Genomic DNA, 16,096 nt, shown 5'->3' with positions numbered 1-16,096 from the left:
ATTAATGCTAAAGGGGGATAAATGGTGGGGTATAAAAACTTTAGTGTAGCTCTTTTCTGTACTGTGAATGACCTTATTCTGATTGAAGAGATGGATTATCTTGAAGAGAAGATCGGTTTTATAGAAAAACATATCTTTGTTAATAAAGTATATTTGGAGACTTATAGAAGCGGTAAGATGGTGGAGAAGGAGAAACTGTTAAGAATAAAAGAATTTTTCAACGAAAAAGGGGTTTTAACATCCGGTGCTATCACGCCGCTGCCAACATATGATCCTGAATTGGCATTTGAATCCTTTTGTTATAATAACGCTACTCACATGGAGGTTTTTCTGGATTCCGTAAAGTTTACTGCCGGGATTTTTGATGAAATTATTCTTGACGATTTCTTTTTTACCAACTGCAAATGCGATAAATGTATTGCTGCTAAAAAGGAACAGGACTGGCAAAGCTACAGGACAGAACTTCTAAAAGAAGTTTCAGAAAAAATAGTAAATACTGCAAAGGGTGTAAACCCAAATGTTAATTTTATAATAAAGTATCCAAATTGGTATGAAGACTATCAAAACACCGGTTATAATCCCGAAGCTCAACCTGATATTTTTGATATGGTTTACACAGGAACAGAAACAAGGGATCCGGAAAATACTCAACAACACTTGCAACGATACCTTAGTTACTTCCTAATGAGGTATATTGAAAATGTGAAACCCGGTAAAAATGGCGGAGGATGGATTGACGGCCTTGATTGTACATACAATTTGGGAGCTTATGGAGAACAAGCTTATCTTACATTATTTTCAAAGGCAAAAGAGATAACATTGTTTTGTTTTTCCCTTTTGGCTTCCGAACAATCCGTGTTCGTACCGTTAGCAGGTTATGTCTTTGACAGGACAGACGGATTTATCGGATTACTAGGGAACCCTCAGGGGATAAGCTGCTATAAGCCATACCATTCTTCCGGTGAAAATTATCTGCACAATTACATTGGAATGCTTGGAGTGCCTATGGAACCTTCACCCCACTTCTCTTCAGACAGCAGTATCATTTTTCTTACAAGAAGTGCGGCTAAAGACAGGGACATTATAAAGAAAATAAAAGAACACCTGTCCTTGGGCAAAAATGTATTTGTGACTTCAGGTTTTATACGTTCTACACAAGGATTGGGAATTGAGGATATTGCAACCTTTAACTACACAGAAAAAAAAGCTTCCATAAAAAAGTTCGCATATAAGACGTGGGACTGTGCTTATGAAAGGTATTATTCCACATCTGAGGAAATCATTATACCCCAGATAGAATATGGAACAAATGACGTGTGGACTATAATATCCGGTTTAAGCCAAAATAATAATTTCCCTGTGCTGGCTGCTGCGGGGTATGACAAAGGTACAATGTACATACTGACAATACCTGATGACGCCGCGGATTTATACTACTTTCCAAGAGAAATTTTGAAAGCTGTAAGGGATTATATTTGTGAAGGAATGTTTGTGAGTATTGATGCTGAAAGCAAGGTGGGGTTATTTATATACGATAATGATACTTTTATTATACAATCCTTTCTACCCTATAATACAACCGTAAATATTATGGTTGACAGGTGCCGGGCAAAACTTCTGGAACTTGATAACAAATATAAATACACTGGTAGCAAAAAAAAAGAAAATGATGCCGAAAGGGTTGTAGAAGGAACAGCTATAAATGGTAAAACATCTTTTACAGTAAAGCTTAAAGCGAGAACCTTTAAAGTATTTAAGTGTGTATAAGTTTTAAAGACCGAAAGGAGATAGAAATAATATGAACAAACTAGCATTTTTGTTTCCGGGACAGGGAGCACAATATATAGGTATGGGCAAAAGCTTATGTGAAAACTTCCCGGTTGCAGGACAAATTTTTGATGAAGCAAATGAAGCCCTTGATTTTGATCTAAAGAAACTCTGCTCTGAAGGAGATATATCTGAGCTGACAAAGACGGAAAATACACAGCCCGCCATACTTACGGCAAGCCATGCAGCCTTCAGAGTGTATATGCAGGAAGTGGGCATTACGCCTGAGTATACTGCCGGACACAGCCTCGGGGAGCTTTCTGCTCTATGCTGTGCAGGGGCAATAAAATTTGCTGATGCCGTAAAGCTTGTCAGACAGAGAGGAAGGTTCATGCAGGAAGCGGTACCTGAGGGCTTGGGGAGCATGGCGGCAGTGAGTGGAATAGACTTAGATACCATTGGAATAGAGTGTTCCAGGGCATCCGGCAACGGAAACGTAGTTGTGGTTTCAAACTACAATTCTGCTGAACAGACAGTAATTTCCGGGCATTTGAAAGCTGTTAACGATGCGGGAGAAGCACTAAAAGTCTTAGGTGCAAGAGTAGTTTATCTGAAAGTCAGTGCACCTTTCCATAGTCCTTTGATGCAACCTGCCGCAGACAGTTTCAGAGAAATATTGAGGAACTGTACTTTCAACGATATGGAATGGCCGGTAATTTCAAATGTAACATCTGAACCCTATCCCGGAAAGGAAGCAATAATTGACTACCTGTCACAACAAATAACCAGCCCTGTCAGATGGCAGTCCACAATAGAATATATGCATGAGGCAGGAATAAATAATGCTATAGAAATGGGACCGAAAGCAGTACTAAAAAACCTTATGAGAAGCAACAAGGCAATTAAGGTATATTCCTCCGAAACGCCCGAAGATATCGTACTTATACAAAAAAAGCTTTCACTTGGACAAACGGATGAGAATCCGGTTAATAACGGTTTGCTTTTTATAACAAAATGTATAGCGGCGGCAGTAAGTACAAAAAACAGGAACTGGGACAACAACGAATATCAAAGAGGTGTTGTGGAGCCATACAAAAAACTGGTTGGAATAAAAGAAGAATTAATAAGTCAGCGGATTGAGCCTTTAAATGAGCATGTGGAAGAGGCGGCTGTGCTTTTAAAACAAATCTTTAATACAAAACTACTTCCAGCTGATGAACAAAAGGAAAGGTTCAACCTGCTGTTTAAAGAAACGGGTTTTGAAGGAGGAAAATAAGTATGTCCAAGGTGTTTTTTTTCAATATTCCTTTTCATGGTCATGTTAATCCCAGTTTGGGACTCGTACAGGAGTTGGTGAAAAACGGGGAGGAAGTTATATATTATAACAATGAGAGTTTCAGAGACAAGATTGAGAGTGTTGGGGCTACGTTCAGAAGGTACAGCGAGAAGTTTTATCTTGACGAGAACTATGTAACTTATGATTTAACTGATTTGTTCAAGGTTCATCTGGAATTAAGTGTACTGATTCTTGATGAACTGATAGAGGATGTAAAAAGAGACAAGCCGGACTACATAGTACATGATTCCTTGTGCCCTTGGGGAAAGTACTTGGCAAAAGTTATGAACCTTCCTGCAATTAACACCTTTACAACTTTGGCCGATGAACCTAATTCATTTTTAATGGCAACAGGTCTGACCTTAGCTATTTTATCCAACATCCCCAATATGCTTAAAGTACAAAAAATAAAAAAAGAACTTCGCAAGAAATATAGTATTAAGGTTAGCAGATACGTTGATATTATGTCCAATAATGAGGACTTGAATTTAGTGTATACATCAAAGGAATTCCAGCCGAAATCGGAGAAGCTATTGAAGGATTATAAATTTGTAGGGCCTACCAGTATGTATAGAATTGAGAACATGCCAAAGCTGAATTTGAACAGAAAGGGTGACAGGCCTTTACTCTTTATTTCAATGGGTACAATATTTAACAACAACAGAGATTTCTTTAATATTTGTGCTGAGGCTTTCGGAAATATGGAGATAGATGTACTAATGTCAGTAGGAAAGAGTATTGATATACCCACATTGACAATTCCCAACAACTTTACTGTAAAATACTACTTTGAAGTTCCACAGTTGGAAATATTAAAAGAATGTAATATATTCATGACTCATGGCGGGATGAACAGTACTCATGAAGGTCTTTATCATGGTGTTCCCTTGATTGCTATACCTCAACAGCAGGAGCAGACACATGTTGCAATGCAGTTAGTCAGAACCGGAAGTGGTATTTGTCTGAATAAATCCAAGATTACCTCAGACTTACTAAAAGAATCAGTACAAAAAATAATGTCCGATTATTCATACCGGGAGAATGCACTAAGGATGAGGGATTCTTTCATAAATGCAGGCGGCCCCGGACAGGCTGTTAAGGATATACTACTTTATGTGGGAAAGAAAAGAATAGTCCAATTGATTAAATGATTTTGGACTATTGATTATGTTAAAGGTCTGGTATAATTTTAAAGTACTAATATATGGAGAACAAATATGGAAAAAATACTTGTTATTGAAGACAATAAAGACGTAAATTCAATGTTGTCGGAAATACTTACAGAGGAAGGCTTTGAAGTATTTTCGGCATATACCGGAACCGATGGATTTAAAGAGATTAAGAAGAATCAGTATGATCTGATTCTTCTTGACATTATGCTTCCGTTTAAAAGCGGTGACGAGATACTTAAAGAAGTGCGTGAATTCTCGGATGTACCTGTCATCGTCATTTCAGCCAAGGATACAATCGGACTGAAAATTGATTTGCTTAAAATGGGTGCGGATGATTATATAACAAAACCTTTTGACTTAGGTGAGGTTGTTGCAAGAGTTTCAGCAAATCTCAGGCGCTCCCGCAGAAAGACACAGTCAGAAAAAATATTACATTATAAAGATATGGCTGTTGACATTGATTCAAAAAGGATAATTGTCAATAAAATGGAACTTGACCTGACAGCCAAGGAATACGGGATAATGGAATTGCTCATAAAGAACAGGGAGAAAGTATTTACCAAAGCCAATCTATATGAAACCATCTGGCAGGATGCTTACCTTGGAGATGATAATGCAGTGAAAACCCACATGAGCAATCTAAGAAGTAAACTTAAAACCGCAAATACTCAGCAAGATTACATAGAAACAGTGTGGGGACTTGGCTACCGTCTGTACAAAGAGTAAAACTTATCAAAAACCTTACATTTTTGTTTCCCGGCTTAACCTTTTCTAAACCATTAGATTTTATACTAAAAACATAGTCAGAACGTTCCTTTTTAAAGGTGTATGTAATGGAACTTTAAGGTTAAGAAAGGGAAGTGAAAAAATGAAGGAATATGTATTGAAAACAAATAGCCTGACTAAAAGTTATCATGGTGTAAAAGTACTGGATAATGTATCTCTAGCTATGGAGGCAGGCAAAATATACGGATTGATAGGCAGGAACGGTGCCGGTAAAACGACATTTATGAGGATAGCAGCCGGACTTGCTTTTTCTACCGGAGGCCATGTGGAACTGTTTGGAAAGAAGGGAGATAAGCTGCTTGAGGCCCAAAGAAAAAGAATGGGTTGCATGATTGAATATCCCGGTTTCATACCTTACATGTCAGCACAGGAAAACCTCAGATATTATCGGATAATTAAAGGTATTCCAAATGTTAACGTAGAGCAGGAGCTGCTTGAACTTGTAGGTCTTGGGAATACCGGTAATAAGAAGGCTAAAAACTTTTCCCTTGGAATGAAGCAGCGCTTGGGAATAGCCATAGCATTATTGGGAGAGCCGGAACTGCTGATTCTGGATGAGCCTATTAACGGGCTTGATCCTCTGGGGGTAGTAGAGATAAGGAATCTGCTTAACAGGCTGTGTGATGAAAGGCATATGACCATTCTGATATCCAGCCACAATCTGCCTGAGCTTTATCAGGTTGCTACAGACTATATAATAATGCATCAGGGAGTCGTGAAACAGGCTGTTACACTGTCTGAACTGGAAGAAAAATGTAAACATCATATTTTCATCGAATGCGACCAGCCTGAAAAACTGGCAAGTGTTCTGGAAACCCAGCTTGGTACAACCAACTATAAGGTAATGCCGGATAAGAGAATAAAGCTTTACGATTATCTCGATAACAGAGAAGCAGTATCAAGGGCAATTTTCGATAATGGTATTATGATAACTGAATTTTCTATACAGGGAGATACTCTTGAAAATTACTTTATTTCAGTGATTGGCGGTGAACAGAATGGTTAATATGATTAGAGCTGACTTATATAAAGTTTTTAAATCAACAGTAATAAGGATTTTATTTGCAATTACGCTATTCTGTTCCTTAATGATGGTATTGTTTGCATACCTTATTCCCAAGGGCAGTCTGGGAGGGGAATATACCGGATTAGGATTTCTGTTCTCAGATATGAATACAATGAGTATACTTGGAGCTGTAACTGCCGGGATTTTTATTTGCGGAGATTTTGAAAACAAAACAATTCATAATATTATAGCAGATGGAGGTGGCAGAGGAAGGATAATAGTCAGTAAATCTATTGTGTTCTTCTGCTCAATACTGTTCATTATTCTTCCCTATGCTCTGGTAACAATCATTGCGGTGTGTACCGGAAATAAGTTTGATATGGGTTCGGTATCCATTGGATTTTTAAATATATTATCAAAAGAATCAGGTATTGAACTTAGTGCATCTGTGTTGGCAAAGTTGATTGTAGTAGCAGGTACGCTGATATTGGTTCACTTGTCACAGCTAAGCTTATGTCTGCCCATTGCATTTGCGGTTAAAAAGCCCATTTTGGTGGTTGCAATATACTATGCTATTTCAATTCTCAGCGGGCAATTGTCATCTTTGGCATCACGGTCAGATGTTGTTAACAATATTTTGTCTTTGACGCCATTTGGAGGAAACAGAATGTTTTTAACTGTACAATCTGGTACAGGAGAACTCTTTAAGGCATTTGCAGTAAGTATAGTATTTGGTATTGCAGTGGTTATAGTTACTTACGGTATTTTCAGAAAAACAGAAATAAAGTAATAGAAGGTCAGGTGAAGCGGTTGTCAATTGCAATAGGATTTCTAATAATCATAGTTTTGCTGCTGATTCTTTACATTATAGTTGTTCAGACTCAATTGCGAAGAATCAACCACCAGTTAGAGAACAGGCTTACAGGAGATACAAGGCAGCCTGTCAGGGTGGAGCTTATTAACCATGAACTTAGTCAATTGACTTCCAATATAAACAAGTGCTTTAAGGCGGAGGAAACCCTCCGTCTTGACTGCGTTAGAGAGGAAAAACAGTTTAAAGAACTAATAGCAAATATATCCCACGATTTACGTACCCCCCTTACAGCAATAAGAGGTTATCAACAGCTGATGGAAAAGGGACAGCTGACAGATGAACAGAGAAAGAGACTTGGTATTGCACAAAAACATGCCGAGCAGCTTGGCCATCTGGTTGACCATTTTTTTGAATATTCATATCTATTAAATTCAGAACTTAAACCGCAACTGGAACGAATTAATCTTACAAATCTTGTAACGGAATGTCTTGCAGGGTATGTTTCCTCATTTGAGGAACACGGACTGACATTGTCCTTCACTGAAACACCCCCCATATTTATTATGGCAGATAAAGAGATGACATTTCGTATTATTCAAAACCTTTTAAGGAATTGTCTTACACATGCTGCCGGAAATGTTGAAGTTAAACTAACAGCATTTCAAACGGCAATCATATTCATAAAAAATCCGGTAGAAAACACATCTCAGATAGATATAAAACGTCTGTTTGACCGCTTCTATACAGCAGACAAATCAAGAAGCAAAACAACAGGTCTTGGTCTTGCAATTGTAAAAATCCTGGCAGAAGAAATGGGCGGGAATGTAAGTGCAGACTTGTGTAAAAATCAGCTCACAATACAGGTTGAATTCCAATTAATAAAAAACTAATAAGAAAAAGATATAAGATTTTTCAGTACTAATTATGTAAAATCAGTCGTTGACTTGTAAAAACAATAGTAGTATTTTAAATATAGTATTATATTCCAGTTTATACAGTGCATCAGTCCTATTTCAAGGAGGAATTTTAAGCTGTTATAATTCGTAAATTATCGAAGCAAAATATAAATATTATTTATTTTATTTACGTTAATTTCTAAAATTTTATCACATAAGAATGAAGAACCTCGTTTAATTAGAGCTTACAAAGTAGAAAAAATCTTACTACTTTATTTCCTGTTTTTCGCATAAATTGATACTATAGCCACTTAGTTCAAAGAATTGTTAAAAGTAATTAATAAAGCAACTCTGCATATTGAAAGGGGGACAGTAACGGCAATAATCAAGTTCTTAGAAAATCCGCACAATATTTAAGCAAGTGAAAAAACATTTAAAATCAGGAGGACGATTGAATGTACAGAAACAGAAATAAAGTCTTAGCATTGCTTTTAGCTATTGCAATGCTCATTTCCGTTATGCCTTTTAGCTCAGTAATGGCAGATACAAAGACTACTTATCACGAAACTTTTGCAGATGGAAAGGGAGCAGCATCCCAATCCGGAGGAGCTAATCTTGAGAAGGTAGGAAGCAAGGTTTTTGAAGGCAATGATGATGGAGCAGCATTATATGTAAGCAACAGAAAAAATAACTGGGACGCTGCTGATTTCAAATTTTCAGATATTGGATTAAAAAACGGTAAGACTTATAACATAACCGTAAAAGGTTTTGTTGATTCCAATGCCAAGGTTCCAGCAGGTGCACAAGCATTTCTTCAGGTTGCAAACAGCTACGCATGGCTGGCAGGTGCAGAATTCGTTGCAGGAAAGTCTTTCACATTAAGCGGAAAGTATACTGTTGATACTTCAAAGGACGACAGGGTACGTGTTCAATCTAATGATGAAGGTAAAGAGGTTCCTTTTTATATTGGAGACATTTCAATAACAGAAGAGGTCGTTGAAGAAGTACCCGTTGATCCTAACCAACCAAAGGCAGAAACTTTCAAAACAATAACATTTGAGGATAACACAACAGGAGGCTTTGGAGGCAGAGATGGGTCAGAAAAACTGACTGTAACAAAAGAAGCCAACCATACCGATGGCGGTGCATATGCTTTGAAAGTAGAAAACAGAACAATGTCCTGGCATGGTCCTTCCATGAATGTGGAAAAGTATGTAAGCCAAGGTAGCGAATACAAGGTTACTGCATGGGTAAAACTAATTAGTCCTGAAAGCTCACAACTTCAACTTTCAACTCAGGTTGGAAACGGTGGAAGTGCTTCTTATGTAAGCCTTGCAGCAAAAACAATAGGTACTTCTGACGGTTGGGTTAAGTATGAGGGTACATACCGCTACAACAATGTTTCAAGCGGATTCATTACTATATATGTAGAAAGTGCAAGTAGTGCCAATGCTTCCTTCTATATTGATGATATCAGCTTTGAACAAACAGGTTCAGGCCCAATTAAAATCCAAAATGATTTGAAATCTATCAAGGATGTATATAAAAATGATTTCCTTATTGGAAACGCAATAGCAGCAGAGGATATGGAAGGGATCAGACTTGACCTTCTAAAGAAGCACTTTAATGTAATGACTGCCGGCAATGCTATGAAGCCTGACGCATTACAGCCTACAAAGGGCAACTTTACATTCGGGGATGCAGATAAACTTGTTGACAAGGTTTTGGCAGAGGGATTCAAGATGCACGGGCATACACTTGTTTGGCATCAGCAGTCACCTGCATGGTTAAATACAAAAGCTGATGCAAGCGGAAATACCGTACCTTTGTCGCGTGACGAAGCTCTTGTAAATCTGAAGACTCATATTAAAACAGTAGTAGAACATTTCGGTAACAAGGTAATATCATGGGACGTAGTAAATGAAGGTATGAATGATAATCCTTCAAACCCAGATGACTGGAAGGGTGCGTTACGTCAAAGCCCTTGGTATCAGGCAATTGGGCCTGATTACATGGAACAGGCATTTTTAGCAGCAAGAGAGGTTCTGGATGCTCATCCTGATTGGGATATAAAGCTTTATTATAATGATTATAACGACGATAATCAAAATAAATCCAAAGCTATATACTCAATGGTAAAAGAATTAAATGAAAAATATGCAAAAACTCATCCCGGCAAGCGTCTTATCGACGGTGTAGGTATGCAGGCACATTATAACATGTCAACAAATCCTTCCAACGTTGAACTTTCATTGGAGAGATTTATTTCACTGGGTGTAGAAGTAAGCATAACAGAGCTTGATGTTCAGGCAGGCAGTGACTTCAAATTGACTGATGAAGTTGCAAACGCACAGGGATATTTATATGCACAGTTATTCGATATATATAAGAAGCATGCAGCAAATATAAGCCGTGTTACTATTTGGGGGTTGGATGACGGTACAAGCTGGAGATCATCCACAAATCCTTTACCGTTTGACAAGAATCTTCAGGCAAAGCCTGGATTTTTCGGAGTAGTAGACCCAGCTAAGTTCATGAACGAAAATAAACCTCAAACACCTAAAGGTGCAAAATCTGCAACAGCAAAATACGGAACACCTGTAATTGATGGTACTGTAGACAGCGTTTGGAGTAAAGCACAGGTTATACCTGCAAACACATATCAAATGGCATGGCAGGGAGCAACAGGAACTGCAAAGGCTTTATGGGATGACAAAAACCTGTATGTCCTTGTTCAGGTAAGCGACTCAGAACTTGATAAGAAGAGTGCAAACACATACGAGCAAGACTCAGTTGAAGTATTCGTGGATGAGAACAATGGAAAGACTTCATACTATGAGAATGATGATGGTCAGTACAGAGTTAACTTTGATAATGAGACTTCATTTAATCCAGCAGCAATTTCAGCCGGGTTTGAATCTGCAACAAAGGTTGCGGGAACCAGCTATACTGTTGAAATAAAGATTCCTCTTAAATCAGTAACTCCATCAAATAATATGAAAATAGGCTTTGATGTTCAGGTTAATGATGCTAAAGACGGTTCACGTAAGAGTGTTGCAACATGGAATGATACTACCGGAACAGGTTATCAGGATACATCGGTATATGGTGTTCTTACCCTCAGTAATTCCGAAAGCAATAATACAGCTCAATATATTACAAGAGGAGAATTTATTGATTCTATTATTAAAGCTTTGGGTCTGAATAAAAATGTTCAGGTTAAAGACTCCTTTAAAGATGTAACCAAGGATGCCAGCTATTATGCTTCTGTAAGTGTTGCATACCAGAAAGGAATAATATCAGGCTACAAAAATGGAGAATTCAAGCCACAGGCTAAGATTACTCGTCAGGAAGCTATGACAATAATTTCCAAGGCTATGAAGGCAGCAGGAAAAAATGTTAATTACTCAGCTGCTGAGATAAATAAAATACTCAAGGAATTTAAGGATTCAAATAAAGTTGCCAGCTGGGCAAAAGGTTCTGTTGCTGCTTGTATTAAAGCAGGAATTGTATCCGGCAAAAGCGGAAAAATGCTGGCGCCACAAGAAAATATAACTGTTTCACAAACAGAATCAATAGTAAAGAAATTGTCCGCAAAATAAAAACTGAATTTCATTTTGAGCCGGCCCCGTATAAAGTTTAGGGGCCGGCTTTTTACTTTTTAATAAAACATTGATTGATACAAAAAGCAGATATTTAAAATTTATTTTTATGGAGGTGCATTTATTTTGAGGAGTAATGCAAAATGGAAAAGAGTTTTATCAGTTGTAATGACAATCGCCCTGCTTTTTTCGGTAATGCCTTTAAACAATGTGGTAAAAGCAGAAATTACAACAATTTATCATGAGGATTTTACTAATGGAAAGGGAGCAGCCGTACAAGCCGGAGATGCGACCCTGACAACAGTCACTAACAAAGTTTTTACTGGTAATGAAGATGGAGCTGCTCTGTATGTAAATCCCAGAAAAAACAACTGGGATGGAGCTGACTTTTCATTTAAAAATTTAGGAATGGTAGAAGGGAATAAATATACTATAACGGTTAAGGGATATGTTGATTCAGACGTAACAGTACCTATTGACACTGATAAACCAGAAAATTCAAAAGCATTTTTACAGGCTGTAAACAGCTATGCTTGGATTGCAGGTGCTGATTTCGTGGCAGGAAAAGAATTTACATTAACCGGAACTTATACTGTTGATACCAGCAAGGATTCCGCGATACGTATTCAATCTAACGGTGTAGGAGCAACAGTTCCTTTTTATATCGGAGAGATAACTGTAACAGGAGAAAAATCTACAACAGCCACACCGATAACTGCAAAAACAATTTACCACGAAACTTTTGCAAGCGGTAATGGCTTAGCAAAACAATCCGGTAATGCGACCCTGATGCCTGTTACCGAAAAAACTTTTCCCACAGGTGATGCTGAAGGAACTGTGCTAAATGAAGACGGGGCTGCCTTATATGTGGATACTAGAGTTAACAACTATGATGGAACAGATTTTATGTTCAGTGACATAGGTCTGGAGAACGGAAAATCATATGAAATAACAGTATTCGGCTATGTGGACATAAATACTGTTGTACCGACAGGCGCACAGGCATTTCTGCAAAGTATAAGCAGTTATGGTGTAGTTGCAAGTGTAGATTTTATAGCAGGAAAACCTTTTATATTAAAGGGTAAGTACACGGTAGATACCAGTAAGGATGACAGGATAAGAGTCCAGTCAAACGATAAAGGATCTGCAGTTCCTTTTTACATAGGTGATATACTTATAACCGGACCTGCACCTTCAATGAAAACCATTGACTTCGAGGATGGAACGGAAGGTGGTTTTACACCAAGAATTGGGAAAGAAGTTCTTAGTGTAACAAATGAAGCCAATCATACTGATGGCGGCGGATATGCCCTTAAAGTAGACGGAGGCAGAGAAAATGCTTATTGTGGCCCGTCATTGCGTGTAGAGAAATATATAGATCAAGGCAGTGAATATAAAGTGACGGCTTGGGTGAAGCTGGCACCAGATTCAGAAAGTGCGGAAATTGATCTCAGCACCCAGATTGGTAATGGGGATGGTGCTAATTACCCTTCATTATATAAACAAACAATTAAAAAAACTGACGGTTGGGTCAAGTTTGAGGGTAAACAACGTTATTATGATACTTCAAGCGGATATATAACTATATATTTACAAAGTGATAACAAAGAAGCAGCGTTTTATATTGATGATATAAGTGTGGTTAATACAGGTTCTGTGTCTCTACCTGTCCAAACCGACCTGACTCCTATCAAGGACGTATACAAAAATGACTTCCTAATCGGAAATGCAATAGCGCCAAATGAACTTGCAGGAAAAAGCTTTGAGCTTTTAAAACATCATTTCAATGTTATTACAGCAGGCAATGATATGAAACCGGATGCACTTCAGAAAAAGAAAGGAGAATTCAGCTTTGAAACAGCCGATGCAATGATACAAACAGCGCATGATAACAACATACAGGTTCACGGACATGTATTAGTTTGGCATCAACAAACACCTACATGGATGAATGGAGTACCGGATGATACTGATATAACGAAATATAAAAAGGACGGAAACGGTAAAAACACTACCATTCCAAGGGAAGTAGCCCTTGAAAATATGAGAGCCCATATAGAGAATGTTGTTAAGCATTTCGGTGACAAAGTCATATCGTGGGATGTAGTTAATGAAGCTATGTCAGACGGAATCAGCGACCCTTCAAATTGGAAGAATTGCTTACGTAAAGATTCAATGTGGTATCAGTCTATAGGTGATGATTATGTAGAGCAAGCGTTTTTAATTACAAAAGAAGTTCTTGATAAAAATAATCTGAACAATATAAAGCTTTATTATAATGACTATAACGACGATGATCAGAATAAATCTCAAGCTATAGCTAACATGGTAAATGAAATTAATACAAATTATGCAAAAACTCACCCTGGCAAGCTGCTTATTGACGGCATAGGTATGCAGGCTCACTACAGTACAGCTACTAAACCTAAGAATGTAGAGGCATCTCTGGAAAGATTTATTAATTTGGGAGTAGATGTGTGTGTCACTGAGCTGGACATTACAGCCGGAAGCGACCAAAAGCAGAGCAGGGATGAGGTGAATGCACAGGCATACTTGTACGCACAGCTGATGAAAATCTACAAGGCTCATGCTGATAATATAAGCCGTGTTACAATTTGGGGACTTGATGACGGTACCAGTTGGAGGAAAGAAGCTTGCCCTCTGCCATTTGACAGTGATTTGCAGGCAAAAAATGCATACTACGCTATAATCGACCCTGATAAATACATGGCTGAGCATGAGGCACCGCCTACAGTAGAGATAAAGCAGGGAACAGCTGCAAAAGGTACACCTGTAATAGACGGAACGGTTGACAGCATATGGGATAATGCAAAGGTAATACCAATAGATAAAGCAAATGCTGCATGGGAGACAGCAAAAGGAACCGCCCAAGCTCTGTGGGATGACAAAAACCTGTATGTTTTAATCAAAGTAAATGATTCAATCCTTGACAAATCAAGTGCAAATCCTTGGGAACAGGATTCTGTAGAGGCATTTGTTGATGAAAATAATGGAAAAACCGCCTCATATGAGAATGATGACGGACAGTACAGAGTAAACTTTGATAACGAGACCTCATTTAATCCTGACAAAATAAAAGAAGGATTCGAGTCGGCTGTTAAGGTTTCGGGTACAAGCTATACTGTTGAAATGAAAATACCGTTTAAAACTATGACACCGGCCAATAATCTGAAAATCGGATTTGATGCTCAGATTAATGATGCCAAGGATGGTACACGTACCGGGTATAGAAATTGGAACGATACTACAGGAGTCGGTTACAAGGATACCTCTGTATATGGTGAACTTATATTAAGCGACGGCAGCACACCAACGCCATCATCACCTTCAACTGATACACCTACTTCAGAAACCGTGAAGGGTACGGTTAACGGAAAGGAAGTATCCATTGCAAAAGCTTTCACTGAATACAAGGAAGGCAAAAAAGTTACAAGTATAGTTGTTGATGAAAATAAGGTTGCAGAATTGCTTGGTCAAAAGGCCGTAATAGTTTTAGAGCCAATTACAAAATCTGATGTTGTAACAGCACAGTTAACTTCTAAAACAATAAAAAAATATGGCTGAGAAGGAAGCTGTTCTGGAGATAAAAAGCGACAATGTGACGTATGCAATGCCGGCATCAAGTCTGGATATTGAAAAGATTGTGTCTTCGTTTGAAGGAAACCTTGACGTTAAGGTAAATGTAAGTATTTCAGGAGTGCCTGATGCTGTAAATAATACTGTAAAGGAGACCGCAGGTAAGAATAATTACAAGTTGGCTTCAAATCCGGTAGAATTTAACGTAACGTGCTCAAATGGTACTAAAACCATTGAAATTCCAAAATTTAGCGGGTACGTTGAAAGAACAATTGCAATAAATGACAGAATAATCCAAGGTGAGATTATAACAGGAATAGTGCTCAATAGGGACGGTAGTTTCTCGCATGTACCTACAACTATAGTAAGTAAAGACGGCAAATACTATGCAAAAATAAACAGTTTGACTAACAGCACATATGCGCTGATATCAAATTCAAAGACCTTTAAGGATACTGAGAACCACTGGTCGAAGAGTTCTGTAAACAATATTGCTTCAAGACTTATCATGGACGGTGTCGATAATGATAACTTTGTACCTGATATGGCAATCACCAGAGGAGAGTTTATAGATTCTATGGTAAAGGCTTTAGGTCTATACAGAACAGGTGAAGGAAAAGACATTTTTGCAGATGTAAGCAGAAGTAACAGCTATTACGATTCAGTAGGCATAGCATATGAATACGGTATCATCTCAGGCTATGGGGATGGTGAATTCAGGCCTGTGGGTAACATAACCCGTCAGGAAGCAATGACAATAGTTTCAAAAGCAATGAAGATTACCGGGTTAAAAACTGCTTTTACCGCTGATGAAGTAGTTAATTCACTTAAAGACTTTAAAGATTCTGACAAGCTGGCAACATGGGCAAAAAATTCAGCTGCTGCCTGCGTTAAAGCCGGAATCGTGTCAGGAAAAAGTATGACAGTAATTGCACCAAAAGATAATCTTACACGTGCTGAAACTGCATCGGTTATTAATAAGTTTTTAACCAAGTCAAGCCTTATTTAGAGAACCTGAGAATATAAAAAGATCTTGTACTGAGCCATTTGTAATAAAAAACAAATATAATAATCCAAAAGCCCGGGAGATTTTCCGGGCTTAATTTTTGATAAAAGTTTC

General features: G+C 38.0%; 10 protein-coding genes. All 10 read left to right on the top strand.

What is annotated here, in order from left to right:
• Nucleotides 1–21 precede the first annotated feature (21 nt).
• The 10 genes from L323_RS27585 to L323_RS41600 all read left to right on the top strand — a co-directional run bounded on the left by L323_RS27585 (nucleotide 22) and on the right by L323_RS41600 (nucleotide 15,985).
• Nucleotides 22–1,767 carry a hypothetical protein gene (locus L323_RS27585; protein ID WP_020814871.1) on the top strand — a complete coding sequence of 582 codons (1,746 nt, stop codon included), beginning with the start codon at nucleotides 22–24 and terminating at the stop codon, nucleotides 1,765–1,767.
• 31 nt (nucleotides 1,768–1,798) lie between these two features.
• A complete protein-coding gene (fabD, locus tag L323_RS27580) occupies nucleotides 1,799–3,043 on the top strand; it encodes an ACP S-malonyltransferase (RefSeq protein WP_020814870.1) in 1,245 nt (414 codons plus the stop codon).
• Between the two features lie 2 nt (nucleotides 3,044–3,045).
• Nucleotides 3,046–4,254, top strand: a complete 1,209-nt coding sequence (locus L323_RS27575) for a macrolide family glycosyltransferase (RefSeq protein ID WP_020814869.1) — start codon at nucleotides 3,046–3,048, stop codon at nucleotides 4,252–4,254.
• Between the two features lie 66 nt (nucleotides 4,255–4,320).
• On the top strand, nucleotides 4,321–5,001 hold the full coding sequence (locus L323_RS27570; RefSeq protein WP_020814868.1) for a response regulator transcription factor: 681 nt from the start codon (nucleotides 4,321–4,323) through the stop codon (nucleotides 4,999–5,001).
• Nucleotides 5,002–5,143: 142 nt separating this feature from the next.
• Nucleotides 5,144–6,067, top strand: a complete 924-nt coding sequence (locus L323_RS27565; protein ID WP_020814867.1) for an ATP-binding cassette domain-containing protein — start codon at nucleotides 5,144–5,146, stop codon at nucleotides 6,065–6,067.
• Complete coding sequence (locus L323_RS27560; RefSeq protein ID WP_020814866.1) at nucleotides 6,060–6,857, top strand: ABC transporter permease; 798 nt, start codon at nucleotides 6,060–6,062, stop codon at nucleotides 6,855–6,857. Before L323_RS27565 ends, L323_RS27560 begins: the two co-directional genes overlap by 8 nt.
• A gap of 11 nt (nucleotides 6,858–6,868) precedes the next feature.
• A complete protein-coding gene (locus L323_RS27555; RefSeq protein WP_020814865.1) occupies nucleotides 6,869–7,771 on the top strand; it encodes a sensor histidine kinase in 903 nt (300 codons plus the stop codon).
• Between the two features lie 461 nt (nucleotides 7,772–8,232).
• Nucleotides 8,233–11,379 (top strand): endo-1,4-beta-xylanase, encoded by a 3,147-nt coding sequence (locus L323_RS27550; protein WP_020814864.1) that lies wholly within the window; start codon nucleotides 8,233–8,235, stop codon nucleotides 11,377–11,379.
• A 126-nt stretch (nucleotides 11,380–11,505) separates the two neighbouring features.
• Entirely contained in the window at nucleotides 11,506–14,964 is a 3,459-nt protein-coding gene (locus L323_RS40550) for an endo-1,4-beta-xylanase (protein WP_242835254.1), read from the top strand.
• Nucleotides 14,957–15,985, top strand: a complete 1,029-nt coding sequence (locus L323_RS41600) for an S-layer homology domain-containing protein (RefSeq protein ID WP_031341888.1) — start codon at nucleotides 14,957–14,959, stop codon at nucleotides 15,983–15,985. The genes L323_RS40550 and L323_RS41600 overlap by 8 nt, the downstream gene beginning before the upstream one ends.
• The last annotated feature ends 111 nt before the right edge of the window (nucleotides 15,986–16,096 follow it).

It is taken from the genome of Ruminiclostridium papyrosolvens C7 (assembly GCF_000421965.1).
GTDB lineage: Bacteria > Bacillota > Clostridia > Acetivibrionales > DSM-1351 > Ruminiclostridium > Ruminiclostridium papyrosolvens_A.
The sequence above is the reverse complement of the archived record's forward strand: the minus strand, read 5'-3'. Positions and strand labels throughout refer to the sequence as shown.